Source organism: Nocardia sp. bgisy134 (assembly GCF_965341865.1).
Lineage (GTDB): Bacteria > Actinomycetota > Actinomycetes > Mycobacteriales > Mycobacteriaceae > Nocardia.
On the sequence record NZ_CBDQZP010000002.1, the window covers coordinates 92,067 to 104,743 of the forward strand.

Here is a 12,677-nt window from a genome sequence, read left to right on the forward strand (position 1 = left end):
TCCGCAGGTGACGCTTCCTTCATTCAAGCCTTTCGCATCGCTGTGCGCAGGAACTCCGCGCGGCGAGTTCGATTCGGTATGCGCGAGGGCTGGAACTTCGGCGGCGCGGAGGGAGCTCTGCGCGCGGTGCAGGCGGGACAACCGGTGTCGCTCTTGGCGTTTGCCGGGGCGCGTGCTGTGTGGCCGCGGGCACACCTGCGCGGCGGCCAGGTAATGCTAACCTTACCTCTCGAAGTTAGGTCAGGGTAACCTTTGGAGGATCGTTGTCGACCACGGACGAGCGCTTGCGCGTTGAGTATGTGACCGATCCGGCGGCAGCGATGTCCCGGCTGGCGGCGGCGGATCAGTTCGGCGAGTACGTGATGTACGAGCGTCCGGGAGAGTGGGTGTTCGCGGCCGACCCGATCGGCAGCATCGAACTCGACGCACGGGAATTGCGCGTCACTTGGGCGGGGAAGACCACCATCAGCGGCTGGGAAGGCTCGCCTGCGCGGGCGCTGGACGAGGCGCTCGGACTGCTGCCGCTGGACGGCAGGCGCGCCTACGGCTGGATCGGCTTCGAGTTCTGCGCGTGGGCGCTGGACGCGACGGCGCACTTGGACGAGCGGGCCTCCCTGGCGCACCTGATGATTCCGCGCATCGAGGTCCGCGTCGACGAGTCCGGTGTGCGCGTCTCGGGCGCGACGCCCACCGAGACCGGTGACATCCACGATCTCATCGCCGACGCTCAGGGCAGCGAACTCCCGCAGCCGCACCCCACCGACATCCGGGTGGACCCGACCGGCTACCGCGACCGGGTCGCCGAGGCGGTCGACGAAATCCGTTCCGGCCGTTACCAGAAGGTCATCCTGTCCAGGAAGGTCGACCTGCCGTTCGCGGTCGACGTGCCCGCCACCTACCGGCTCGGCCGCGCGAACAACACCCCGGCGCGCTCCTTCCTGCTGCGGCTCGGCGGTCTCGAGGCCGCGGGCTTCAGCCCGGAGCTGGTCGCCTCCGTCGACGACGATCGCGTGGTCACCACTGAGCCGCTCGCGGGCACCCGCGCCTTCGGCCTCGGCGCGGAGGTCGACATGGCGGCCCGCGCCGACCTGATCAGCGATCCGAAAGAGATCGTGGAGCACGCGATCTCGGTGCAGACCTCGTTCGCCGAGATCAGCGCGGTCGCCGATCCGGGAACCCCGGCGGTCTCCGATTTCATGGCGGTGCGCGAGCGCGGCAGCGTGCAGCACCTGGCCTCCACCGTGCGCGGCAGGCTGGCCGCCGACCGCTCCAGCTGGGACGCGCTCGAGGTGCTCTTCCCGTCCGTTACCGCGTCCGGCATTCCCAAGCGCGAAGGCGTCGACTCGGTCTTCCGTCTCGACGGCGCACCGCGCGGTCTGTATTCCGGTGCGGTGGTGACCATCTCGCCGACCGGTGCGATGGAGGCCACCCTGGTGTTGCGCGCGGTCTACCAGACCACCGAGGGCGCCTGGCTGCGCGCGGGCGCGGGCATCGTCGGACAGTCGCGCCCCGAGCGGGAATTCGAGGAGACCTGCGAAAAGCTCGGCAGCGTCGCGCCGTACGTCGTCAAGGCCTAGGCCCGAGCCGAACGGCACACGGGCCGCCCACCGATCGGTAGGCGGCCCTTCGGCGTATCTGTCGGTGCCGGAACGCGTTACGAGCGACATGTCGAATACCCCGCGACGCGTTGGAATGCGCCGCAGCGGTTCGTTTCTATTGGACGCGCAGAGCCTTCTTGTCGATCTTGCCGACCGCGGTGATCGGCAGCGCGTCGGCCTGCCGCAGCACGTCGGGCAGCTTGTAGGTGGCAAGGCCGCGGCCGGTGAGGAAGGTCTTGATCTCGGTGAGCGTCGGCATCGCGCCGTCCACGACAAGTACCGCGCCGACCTTTTCGCCGAGCGCCGCGTCCGGCAGTCCGACGGCGGCGGCGTGCCGGACGGCGGGATGGGCGAGCAGGTGCTCCTCGAGCTCGTCGCACGAGATGTTCTCGCCGCCGCGGTTGATCACGTCCTTGATCCGGCCGGAGACCACCAGGTGACCGGAGGGCAGGCGGCGGACCAGGTCGCCGCTGCGGTAGTAGCCGTCCGGGGTGAAGGCGCGGGCATTGTGCTCGGGCGCGCGGTAGTAGCCGCGAATCGTGTACGGGCCCTTGGTGAGCAGCTCGCCCTCCTCGCCCGGCGCGACGTCGTCGCCCTCGCCGTCCACCACGCGCACCTCGTCGGCGGGGGAGAGCGGCCTGCCCTGCGTGGTGTGCAGCAGCTCGGCAGGATCGTCGAGCCGGGTGTAGTTGAGCAGACCCTCGGCCATGCCGAAGACCTGCTGGAGGGTGGCGCCGAGCGCGGGGGTGACCTCGACGGCGTTCACCTCGGCCAGGCGCGCGCCGCCCACCTGAAGCAGGCGCAGCGAGCCGAGATCGGCGTCCTCCCATTCGGTTGCCGCGCACCACAGCTGGGCCAGCGGCGGCACCACGGCGGTGACCGTGACCCGGTGCTTCTCGATGGCGGCGAAGGCGTTCTCGGGGCTGGGATCGGTGACGAACGCGACCGCGCCGCCGACGCCGACGGTGCCCAGGATGCCCGGGCAGGCCAGCGGGAAGTTGTGCGCGGCTGGCAGAGTCGCGAGATAGACGTCGTCGGGAGTGAGCTCGCAGACCGCGGCGCTGGCGGTCGCGTTGTAGACGTAATCGTCGTGCGTGCGCGCGATGAGCTTCGGCAGACCGGTGGTGCCGCCCGACACCAGCATGAGCGCGATGTCGCTCGGGTCGATCTCCGGCAGTGTGCCGCCCTCGCGCGGAACAGTATTCAGGTCGGTGAACACGCCCGGCTCGCCGAGCACCAAGACGTGGCGCAGGCTGGGCACGGACTCGCGCACGGTGGCGGCGAGTTCTCGGTAGTCGAAATCGCCCTGCCGGTCGATGACGACGTAGGCCACCGCCTCGGAAAGCGCCGTGAGGTGCTCGATTTCGGCCCTGCGGTGCGCGGGCAGCGTCAGCACCGGGATGATGCCCGCTCGCAGCAGGCCGAACAGCACCGTCAGGAACTCGGGCATGTTGGGCAGCTGCACGACGACCCGATCGCCCGGCGCGATGCCGAGCGCGAGCAGACCGTGTGCCATCCGGTCGGCGTCGGCGTCCACCTGCGCGTAGCTGCGAGCGCCGTCGCCGGTGAGCAGCGCGGCCCGCTCCGGCGCGCGGCGCGCGGTCTCGCGCAGCAGGTCGCCGAGCGCGCGGCCGGTCCAGTAACCGGCGGCCCGGTAGTTCTCGGCCGCGTCGGCGGGGAAGGGGACGTAGCCCTCGCGGTGGGTGCTGGATGTGGTGGTCACGGTCTGCCTCACAAGGTCCGGACGGGTGGGGTTGTCGGATCGAGTAATTAGGGTCTCTTTATGTAGGTTAGGCAACCCTATCTCAGTGCGATACGCTAGCGCCGAGCAGTCTCGATCCGCCGGATTCGGCGGCGACCAAGGAGTGACAGCGGCACATGGAGCCAGCACAGCGACAGGGGGACGGGGCGGGAAGCACCGCGAACGCGGTGATCGGCCGGGACGAGATCCGCGCCGCGATCGCCGGGCAACTCGGCATCGAGATCGACGCGATCGCCGACGAGGACGATCTGATCCAGTTGGGCCTGGATTCGATTCGGACCATGAAGCTGGCGGGCGGTTGGCGCAAGCGCGGCGCCGACGTCAACTTCGCCCAGTTGGCCGCCACGCCGACCGTCGCGGAATGGTCCAGGCTGCTCGGCGCCGAGGCCGCGCCCACGGAGGCCGCGCCCACGGAGGCCGCGCCCGCCGACATCGCGCCCGCCGCGGCCGACGAGTCCGAGCCCTTCCCGCTGGCGACCATGCAGCACGCGTACTGGATCGGCCGTTCCGACGAGCAGGATCTGGGCGGCGTCGCCGCGCACCTGTACGTCGAATTCGAGGGAGCCGCAGTCGATCCCGAGCGGCTGGAGCGCGCCGTCGCCGCGCTGGTGGCCGCGCACCCGATGCTGCGCACCCGAGTGCTGCCCGACGGCACGCAGCAGACCATGCCCGCGCCGGACCGGCCGGTGTTCTCCGTCGTCGACCTGCGCGCGGAATCCGCCGACGCCGCCGACGCCGAACTGGAACGCCTGCGCGACGCCAAGACCCACCAGCGGCTCGCCATCGAGGACGGGCAGGTCCTCGACATCACCCTCAGCCTGCTCGCCGACGGCCGCAGCCGCCTGCACCTCGACGTCGACATGCTCGCGGGTGACGCCATGAGCTACCGCGTGCTCGTGTCCGACCTCGCCGAGCTCTACCACGGCGGCACGCTGCCCGCCGAGACCTACAGCTACCGCCGCTATCGCACCGAACGTCGGATCGACGAAGCGGCTCGGGAGCGCGACAAGCAGTGGTGGCAGGAACGACTCCCGGAACTCCCGGGTTCGCCCGAGCTGCCGACCATTCCGGTCAGCGAGCGGGTCGACCCGCACCGGACGGTCCGCTACAACCACTGGTTGGAGCCCGCGGCCAAGCAGCGGCTGCTGGACGCCGCGCACGCGCGGGGCATCACCCCGGCCATGGCGCTGGCGGCGGTGTTCGCCGAGACCATCGGCGGCTGGTCCGCGCAGAGCCGCTTCCTGCTGAACGTGCCGCTGTTCCACCGTGAGCCGGTGCACCCCGACATCGACCGCGTGGTCGGCGATTTCACCTCCTCGATCATGCTCGAGGTGGACGTCAGCGCGGACATGACCGTCGCCGACCGGGCCAGGGCGCTCCAGCGGTCGATGCACGAAAGCGGCGCGCACACCGCCTATTCCGGCCTCGAGGTGCTACGCGATCTCGGTCGTCACCGTGGCGAGCCTGTCCTCGCGCCGATCGTCTACACCAGCGCGCTCAACCTCGGCGAACTGTTCGCCGACGCGGTGACCGAGACCTTCGGCGAACCGATCTGGATCATCTCGCAGGGCCCGCAGGTGCTGCTGGACGCGCAAGTAACCGAGGTGCGCGGCGGCCTGCTGCTGAACTGGGACGTGCGCGAATCCGCCTTCCCGGCGGGCGTGATCGATGCGATGTTCGCCGGCTACACCGACGCCATCGCGCGGCTCGGCGCGGGCGAGGCCGGGTGGAGCGCCGAAGCGGCAGTCCGGCTTCCGCTCGCGCAGGCCACGGTGCGGGCCCAGGTGAACGCGACCGACGGCCCGGTCTCCGGCCGCGCCCTGCACGAGGGCTTCTTCCAGCACGCCGCGGCGACGCCCGACGCGCCCGCGGTGCTGTGGCGCACCGACGGCGTCGACGGCGGGTGGAGCTACGGCGAACTGGCCGCGCAGGCGCTGGCCGTCGCCGGTGCGCTGCGGGATCAGGGTGTGCGGCAAGGCGATACGGTCGCCGTCCAGCTGCCCAAGGGCCCGGATCAGATCCTCGCGGTGCTCGGCGTGCTCGCGGCGGGCGCGACGTACGTACCGATCGGCTTCGATCAGCCCGTCGGCAGGCGAGCCGAGATCCTGCGCACCGGCGAGGTGGTGGCCGCGCTGACCGTCGACGGGGCGGACATGGGCCGTCCCGAAATCGTCTGCGTGCCCGTCTCCGAGGCCAAGCTGCACCCGAATCCGCTTGCCGCGCCCGTGATTCCGGATACCTCCGCGATCGCCTACGTGCTGTTCACCTCGGGATCGACCGGCCTGCCCAAAGGCGTCGACCTGCCGCACAGCGGCCCGATGAACACCATCGACGCCGTGAACGAATGGTTCCAGGTCGGACCCGGCGACCGAGTGCTCGGCCTGTCGGCGCTCGAGTTCGACGCCTCGGTCTACGACATCTTCGGCATGTTCTCGGTGGGCGGCTCGGTTGTCGCGCTGAACCCGCGCCAGCGCGAGGAGGCGACCACCTGGGTGGAGCTGCTGCGGCACTTCGGGGTGACCATCCTCAACTGCGTGCCGAGCATGCTCGACATGATCCTCGAGATCGGCGGCGACGGGCTGGGCGACTCGCTGCGCGCGGTGACCCTCGGCGGCGACTGGGTGGGCGCCGATCTCGCCCGCAGGCTCGCCGCGCAGGTGCCCGGCTGCCGCTTCTCCGGCCTGGGCGGCGCCACCGAGACGTCCATCCACAACACCATCTGCGAGGTGAGCGACCCGCCCGCGCACTGGACCACGGTGCCGTTCGGCGTGCCGCTGCGTAATGTGCGCTGCCGCGTGGTGAATTCGGCCGGTCGCGACTGCCCGGACTGGGTGCCCGGCGAATTCTGGGTCGGCGGAGCGAACGTCGCCGCGGGCTATCGCAACGACCCCGAGCGCACCGCCGAGCGGTTCGTGACGCACGACGACATCCGCTGGTACCGCACCGGCGACATGGCTCGCTACTGGCCCGACGGCACCATCGAATTCCTCGGCCGCGCCGACCATCAGGTGCAGATCCGCGGTTATCGCGTGGAACTCGGCGAGGTGGAGAGCGCGCTGCGCACCGCGCCCGGCGTCCGGCACGCGGTCGCGGCCGTGGTCGGAACGGGCGCGCCGAAACTGGTCGCCGCGGTGGCCGGGTATCCGGGCAGCACCGTGGATCTGGTCGGCGCGATCTCGGATCTGTTGCCCAGCTATATGATTCCGACCCGCATCGAGCTGCTCGACGACATGCCGCTCACCGACAACGGCAAGCTCGACCGCCGCGCGGTGATTGCGCTGCTGGAGCCCTCGGCGCAGGACATCGCGGATCTCGCGCCGCGCACGCCGCTGGAGGAGGCGCTCGCGGCGATCGTCGCGGAGGTGCTCGGCGTGTCGCGGCTCGGCGTGCACGACGACTTCTTCGGGCTCGGCGGCGACTCGGTGCTCGCGACCACCGCGATCGCCCGGGTCCGCGAATGGCTCGACGTGGATCACGCGCTGGTCGCCGACATCCTCGTCGGCCGTTCGGTGGCGGGTCTGGCCGAACGGCTGCTCGCCAAGGAGACCGAGGCGGGCACGCCGGATCGGCTCGACGAGGTCGCCCGGCTGTACCTGGAGGTCGCGGCCATGACCGACGAGGAGATCCTCGCGCAGGCCTGAGCCCGGTTCCGTCGCCCCGATTCCGATCGGGGCGACGGGAACAGGCGCCGGGACTAGACTCGGCCGCATGACCCGTTGGGACACCTCGAGCATTCCCGACCAGAGCGGCCGGACGTTCATCGTCACCGGCGCGAACAGCGGACTCGGCGCGGTCGCCGCGCGTGCGCTGGCAGGAGCGGGCGCCGATGTGGTGCTGGCCTGTCGCAATGTGAGCAAGGGCGAGCGGGTGGCCGCGGAGATCGGCGACCGCGCCACGGTGCGCGAGCTCGATCTGGCCGACCTCTCCTCGGTGCGCGCGTTCGCCGAATCGGTGGACCGCGTCGACGTGCTGATCAACAACGCGGGCGTGATGGCGGTGCCGCAGGGCCGCACCGCCGACGGCTTCGAAATGCAGGTCGGCACCAATCATCTCGGCCACTTCGCGCTGACCGGCCTACTGCTGGACAAGATCTCGGACCGCGTGGTCACTGTGTCCAGCGGCGCGCACGCCATCGGCAAGATCGACCTCGACGATCTAAACTGGGAGCGCAGGAAATACCAGCGCTGGGCCGCCTACGGGCAGGCCAAGCTGGCCAACCTGATGTTCGCCTACGAACTGCAGCGCAGGCTCACCGCCGCCGGTTCCGCCAAGGTCTCGGTCGCCGCGCACCCTGGCTACGCCGCGACCGAATTGCAGTCGCACACCGAGTCGTTGCTCGACCCGCTCATGTCGATCGGCAACCGGGTGTTCGCACAGAGCGCCGAAATGGGCGCGCTGCCAGAGCTTTACGCCGCCACCGTCACCCCGATCGAGCCGGGCGCGTTCTACGGGCCCACCGGGCTGGGGGGCATGCGCGGCTACCCGGGCACCTCGCGTTCCACCAAGCAGTCCCGCGACGAGGCCGTCGCGAGCGGTCTGTGGGAGCTGTCGGAGAAGCTCACCGGCGTCACCTACTCGTTCTCCTGACGCGTCCCTCGGACGTCGAGCGCCCGCGGCCCTGCCCGGTGCGTCCGGCGCTGTGACCGGGCTCACAACGGGCGATGTCACACCTCGCGGAGGTGGGTCGTCATATCGGTGTAAGACGCTCCGGCCCCGCCGGAGCGACTATCCGACAACCCGAGGAGCACATCATGGAAGCGCGTTTCGACTACTACGGCACCGAGATCGGCGCGAAGTTCACCAAGCGCATCGGCAACTCCGGGCTGGTCGTCGATCAGTCCACCCTCCCGCGCGCGACCCAGGAGCTGGTCAAGCTGCGGGCCAGTCAGATCAACGGCTGCGGCTTCTGCACCGACATGCACAGCAAGGACGCGCTGCACGCGGGCGAGGACCAGGTGCGACTGAACCTGGTGGCCGCGTGGCGCGACGCCACCGTGTTCACCGACGCGGAGCGGGCCGCGCTGGCGCTCACCGAGGAAGGCACCCGGCTGGCCGACGCGCACACCGGCGTCAGCGACGAGACCTGGGCCCAGGTCCAGAAGCACTACGACACGGACCAGATCGCCGCGCTCATCTCGCTCGTCGCGCTGATCAACACCTACAACCGGATGAACGTCATCGCGGGCACGCCCGCGGGCAGTTACCAGCCGGGGCAGTGGGGCTGATCGTTTCCCGGCGCCACGGGCGGTAGCCGACGGGCATCGATGTGACGGCCGACGCCGCCACGATCTTGGAAGTTGGCCCTTGCGTCACCCGGCTGCCAGCGCCTGGTACAGTGACCGACGTGCAGCGCGTGTATTTCTGGTTTAGCAAGCCGGCCCTGGGTGGGTCGGTCTGCGGCAACCACGTGCGCTGACTTTCTTCCACCCCGAGCCGGATGATGGACCGGCTCGACGGTATTCACGTCCGTGGGTCGGCCTCGAGAAAAGGAACCCACAGAGATGACAACCGCAGCCGACGTCGACGCGCGGCACGCCCACCCGTCACCCGACCGCCGCCCCTCGTCGAATCGCTCCGCGATGCTGTTCGATCTCGATGACCAGCGCACCCTGTCCGTGAGCCCGCTGCGCTCACCGGCCGAGGTGCGCATGGTGCACCCGATCACCGATCCGCTGGCCGACACCGTCCGCGCGGGCCGCGAGGCCACGGTGAACGTGCTCGACGGCGCCGACGACCGCCTCATGGTGATCGTCGGCCCGTGCTCCGTGCACGATCCCGCGGCGGCGCTGGACTACGCGCGGCGGCTCGCCGAGAAGGCCGCCGAGCTCGACGACCGGCTGCACGTGGTGATGCGGGTCTACTTCGAGAAGCCGCGCACCAGCCTCGGCTGGAAGGGCCTCATCAACGATCCGCACCTGGACGGCTCGTTCGACGTCAACACCGGTCTCGGCATCGGACGCAAGGTACTCGTCGACATCACCGCCCTCGGTCTTCCGGTGGCCTGCGAGTTCCTCGACCCGATCACCCCGCAGTACATCGCGGATCTGGTCTCCTACGGCGCGATCGGCGCGCGCACCGCGGCGAGCCAGGTGCACCGCCAGCTGAGCAGCGCGCTGTCCATGCCGGTCGGCATCAAGAACGGCACCGACGGCGACGTGCAGGTGGCCGTGGACGGCGTGCGGGCCGCGGCGGCCAGCCACGTCTTCCCCGGCACCGACCTGGACGGGCGCTCCGCGCTCATCCGCACCACCGGCAACCCCGACTGCCACGTGATCCTGCGCGGCGGCAGCAACGGCCCGAACTACGACGTGGCCTCGGTCTCCGAAGCGTGCCTGCGCCTGGAGAAGGCCGGGCTGCCGCAGCGCATCGTGGTGGACGCCAGCCACGGCAACAGCAACAAGGACCACAACAAGCAGGTCGACGTGGTCACCGACATCGCGGAACGCGTCGCCGCGGGCGAGCGCAGCGTGGTCGGCGTCATGCTGGAGAGCTTCCTGGTCGCGGGCCGTCAGGACCTCACCCTCGGCCGCGCCGCCGATCTGACCTACGGCCAGTCCATCACCGACGCCTGCATCGACTGGTCCACCACCGCGGCCCAGCTGGACCGCCTGGCCGACGCCGTCGCCGAGCGCCGCGCCCGATGACACATACTCTTTCGACGCCTCACGGGCCCATTCGGTCTGTGAGGCGTGGGAAGGGTGTGTGGGAGAACTAGTCGCGGGCGGCGTGCACGCACAGCAGGTCGCCGGAGGCGCGCGTGCGAACAGTGAAGCCTGCCTCTGTCAGGTACTCGTCCAGGCGCCCCGGCGGCGGCTTCGGTGAGGTCGACGCCCCATCCGGACCGCCGTAGCCGTAGCACAGGTACAGCCCGCCGCCGGAGACCAGCAGTTTCTCGATGACGGCGAGCTCCGCGGTCGGCCGTTTCGTCCAGAACACGTTGACGTTGACCGCCAGGATCTTGTCGAAGCCATCGACCCCGAACGTGTCGAGCAACTGTTCCGGGCGCAGCCGGGCCAGGTCGGCGTGGAAGAGACCGATGCGGTCCGAATTCACTTGCGCCGCAGGCGCACATGGCTCGTCCACGCTCGGCGCGGCGTGGTCCGTCGGCGCACGGCCTCCGGCTTCGGCAGGGTTGTCCGCGCTCGGCTCGGCGTGATCTGTCGACGCGCCGCGTCCGGCTCCCAGCCGTTGCGCCGCGCGGGCGATCGCCGTCGCGGAGCGGTCGACGCCGACGACGCGCCCATGGGTCACCCGCTCGGCCAGCAGTGCCAGCGACGGGCTCGAACCGGGGCCGATCTCCAGTACCCGGTCCGTGCCGCGCAGCTCCATGACGTCGGCGAACCAGCGAAACCGGGCGTCACCCACGGCGGGCCGTGCTCCCGCTCGCGAGGAACTCGGCGGGCCAGGCGTCGTCGGCCGGTCCCGGCGGGTCGCTGTGCAGGCGGGCCGCCCGCCATTCGTCGCGCCGGACGCCGCGGTGCAGCACACCGAGCCTGGCCAGTCCCTCGTAGCGGAAGCCGTTGCGGCGTACCGCGGCGGCCGAGGCGTAGTTGCCGACGAACGCGCGCCAGCTGATGCGGGCCAGCGCCATGCCGTCGGCGGCGAAGCCGAACTCGCAGACCAGCGCCACCGCGCGCGCCATGTGGCCGTGGCCGCGGTGCTCGGGGGCCAGCCAGAAACCGATCTCGCAGGCCGACGCGTCCTGTTCGGCCAGGCCGATCATGCCGATGACGGGCCCGTCGGGCGCGGGGCGCAGCGCCCAGGTCGGGCTGCGTCCCGCCCAGCCGGGACCGACCAGGTCGGCGAGGAAGTGCTCCGCGTCGGACCGGCCGTAGGGCACCGGGATCGTCGTCCACTGGCCGATGGACGGGTGCTGGCAGTGCGCGACGATGACATCCGTATCGGCCGCGGTGGGCGGTGACAGCCAGACCGCGCCGTCGGACAGCGTGCGGATCTCCATCGGGTCATCGTGACACGGACCGGTCGGGGCGAGCATCCGGTTATCGGATGACCGGATGGATACCGCGGTGATCGCCCGGCCGGGCGGACCGTAGAATCGGCCCGATGGTTTCCGCTCTTATCGCCGACCTGTTCGAATCACATCGGGCGCATTTGCTTTCCGTCGCCTACCGGCTGACGGGCAGCGTCGGCGACGCCGAGGACGCGGTGCAGGAGAGCTGGCTGCGTCTGGCGGGGACACACCAGTCCGAGATCGACGATCTGCGCGTCTGGCTGACGACCACGGTGAGCCGAATCTGCTTGGACCACTTGCGCACCGCCGCGACGCGCCGGGAAACCTATGTGGGGCAATGGCTGCCGGAGCCCATCGTCACCGGCGTCGCCCCGTCGAGCAGGCCGGATTCGCTGGAATCGGTGGTGCGCGGCGAGGAATATCGCATGGCGGTGATGGTCGCGCTCGAGACCCTGACTCCGCCGCAGCGGGTGGCGCTCGTGCTGCACGACGGGGCGGCCGTGCCGTTCGAGGAGATCGCCGATGTCCTCGGCGTCTCCGCGGATGACGCGAGCCAGCTGGCGGTCCAGGCGCGCGAGGCCGTCGCGGGCGTGCCGACAGCGGTGTCCGACGTCGAGCACGAGGCCGCGGTGCGGCGTCTGCTCGTGGCGCTGGCCACGGACGAGGTCGACGCGGTCGCGACGGCGTTGCACCCGGACGCGGTGCTGATCGGCGACGCCAACGGCACCACCTCCACGGTGGTGAAGATCGTCGGCGGCGCGGAGCGGATCGCCCGCTTCATGCTGGAGCTGGTGCGCAAGCACGGCATCGGCTATTCCGAGCAGGCCGCCACGCGCTACGAATTCGCCACGGTGAACGGGCAATTGGGCCTGGTGATGAATCTGGATTCGGAGACCGAGGAACAGGATTGGCATCCGGCGCGGGTCGTCGGGTTCACGGTGCGCGACGGATTGATCTGGGGCACTTACGATCACGCGAATCCGGCCAAGCTGACCGGCGTGCGGTTGTCCTGAGCCGCCGGGCCGGACCCTCATCGTCCGACCCGGCGGGGGCCGGACGGGTCAGGGAGTCGTCGAACCGGTGAACCAGTCGCCCGTCGACGATCCGGTGCCGCCGTTGCCGGTGGTGGACCCGGTGAACCAGTCGCCGGTCGACGATCCGGTGAACCAGTCGCCGGTGCCCGCGATCAGATTGTGCGCTACTTCGCGAATCAGACCGAGTACGGATCCGGCGACCTCCGACGCGGCCGGCTGCAGTACGAGGTCGAGATACGAGGCCATGAGCGCCCCTTTCGAGATGCCGCCGGTAGTGCGGCGGCTTGTGAGATAAAACACGGCGAGGCTAG

Annotated in this window: 10 protein-coding genes; 6 read left to right on the forward strand and 4 right to left on the reverse strand. The window is 70.4% G+C overall.

All coding sequences use genetic code 11. The annotated features are described in order from the left end of the window. Positions 1 to 263 precede the first annotated feature (263 nt). Positions 264 to 1,577: a nocobactin biosynthesis salicylate synthase NbtS gene (gene nbtS, locus ACRWNM_RS04440; protein ID WP_431963757.1), complete on the forward strand. Its 1,314-nt coding sequence runs from the start codon at positions 264 to 266 to the stop codon at positions 1,575 to 1,577. A gap of 136 nt (positions 1,578 to 1,713) precedes the next feature. On the opposite strand, the gene ACRWNM_RS04445 is transcribed toward nbtS, so the two are convergent. Further along, the gene (locus ACRWNM_RS04445) at positions 1,714 to 3,321 is read right to left on the reverse strand and encodes a (2,3-dihydroxybenzoyl)adenylate synthase (RefSeq protein ID WP_431963759.1); all 1,608 of its coding nucleotides are present in this window, start codon (positions 3,319 to 3,321) and stop codon (positions 1,714 to 1,716) included. A gap of 155 nt (positions 3,322 to 3,476) precedes the next feature. Here ACRWNM_RS04445 and ACRWNM_RS04450 point away from each other — a divergent pair, with 155 nt between their 5' ends. The 4 genes from ACRWNM_RS04450 to ACRWNM_RS04465 all read left to right on the forward strand — a co-directional run bounded on the left by ACRWNM_RS04450 (position 3,477) and on the right by ACRWNM_RS04465 (position 10,004). Next, positions 3,477 to 7,001, forward strand: a complete 3,525-nt coding sequence (locus ACRWNM_RS04450) for an amino acid adenylation domain-containing protein (RefSeq protein WP_431963761.1) — start codon at positions 3,477 to 3,479, stop codon at positions 6,999 to 7,001. 67 nt (positions 7,002 to 7,068) lie between these two features. Next, positions 7,069 to 7,947 (forward strand): oxidoreductase, encoded by an 879-nt coding sequence (locus ACRWNM_RS04455; protein ID WP_431963763.1) that lies wholly within the window; start codon positions 7,069 to 7,071, stop codon positions 7,945 to 7,947. Between the two features lie 164 nt (positions 7,948 to 8,111). After that, on the forward strand, positions 8,112 to 8,585 hold the full coding sequence (locus ACRWNM_RS04460) for a carboxymuconolactone decarboxylase family protein (protein WP_431963765.1): 474 nt from the start codon (positions 8,112 to 8,114) through the stop codon (positions 8,583 to 8,585). A 276-nt stretch (positions 8,586 to 8,861) separates the two neighbouring features. Beyond that, positions 8,862 to 10,004 carry a 3-deoxy-7-phosphoheptulonate synthase gene (locus ACRWNM_RS04465; RefSeq protein WP_431963767.1) on the forward strand — a complete coding sequence of 381 codons (1,143 nt, stop codon included), beginning with the start codon at positions 8,862 to 8,864 and terminating at the stop codon, positions 10,002 to 10,004. Positions 10,005 to 10,071: 67 nt separating this feature from the next. On the opposite strand, the gene ACRWNM_RS04470 is transcribed toward ACRWNM_RS04465, so the two are convergent. Together ACRWNM_RS04470 and ACRWNM_RS04475 are read right to left on the reverse strand one after the other, a co-directional pair. Next, entirely contained in the window at positions 10,072 to 10,725 is a 654-nt protein-coding gene (locus ACRWNM_RS04470; protein WP_431963769.1) for a class I SAM-dependent methyltransferase, read from the reverse strand. Beyond that, positions 10,718 to 11,320: a GNAT family N-acetyltransferase gene (locus ACRWNM_RS04475; protein ID WP_431963771.1), complete on the reverse strand. Its 603-nt coding sequence runs from the start codon at positions 11,318 to 11,320 to the stop codon at positions 10,718 to 10,720. The genes ACRWNM_RS04470 and ACRWNM_RS04475 overlap by 8 nt, the downstream gene beginning before the upstream one ends. A gap of 104 nt (positions 11,321 to 11,424) precedes the next feature. Between ACRWNM_RS04475 and sigJ the strand changes: the two genes are divergently transcribed. Further along, a complete protein-coding gene (sigJ, locus tag ACRWNM_RS04480; RefSeq protein WP_431963773.1) occupies positions 11,425 to 12,345 on the forward strand; it encodes an RNA polymerase sigma factor SigJ in 921 nt (306 codons plus the stop codon). A gap of 48 nt (positions 12,346 to 12,393) precedes the next feature. Here the strand turns inward: sigJ and ACRWNM_RS04485 are convergent, their stop codons facing one another. Continuing rightward, on the reverse strand, positions 12,394 to 12,612 hold the full coding sequence (locus ACRWNM_RS04485; RefSeq protein WP_431963775.1) for a hypothetical protein: 219 nt from the start codon (positions 12,610 to 12,612) through the stop codon (positions 12,394 to 12,396). Positions 12,613 to 12,677: the final 65 nt, after the last annotated feature.

What these genes read in the sequence shown, in the direction of transcription:
- sigJ (WP_431963773.1), top strand. Translation starts at nt 11,425, where the DNA reads ATGGTTTCCGCTCTTATCGCCGACCTGTTCGAATCACATCGGGCGCAT.
- ACRWNM_RS04460 (WP_431963765.1), top strand. Translation starts at nt 8,112, where the DNA reads ATGGAAGCGCGTTTCGACTACTACGGCACCGAGATCGGCGCGAAGTTC.
- ACRWNM_RS04455 (WP_431963763.1), top strand. Translation starts at nt 7,069, where the DNA reads ATGACCCGTTGGGACACCTCGAGCATTCCCGACCAGAGCGGCCGGACG.
- ACRWNM_RS04465 (WP_431963767.1), top strand. Translation starts at nt 8,862, where the DNA reads ATGACAACCGCAGCCGACGTCGACGCGCGGCACGCCCACCCGTCACCC.
- ACRWNM_RS04475 (WP_431963771.1), bottom strand. Translation starts at nt 11,320, where the DNA reads ATGGAGATCCGCACGCTGTCCGACGGCGCGGTCTGGCTGTCACCGCCC.
- ACRWNM_RS04450 (WP_431963761.1), top strand. Translation starts at nt 3,477, where the DNA reads ATGGAGCCAGCACAGCGACAGGGGGACGGGGCGGGAAGCACCGCGAAC.
- ACRWNM_RS04485 (WP_431963775.1), bottom strand. Translation starts at nt 12,612, where the DNA reads ATGGCCTCGTATCTCGACCTCGTACTGCAGCCGGCCGCGTCGGAGGTC.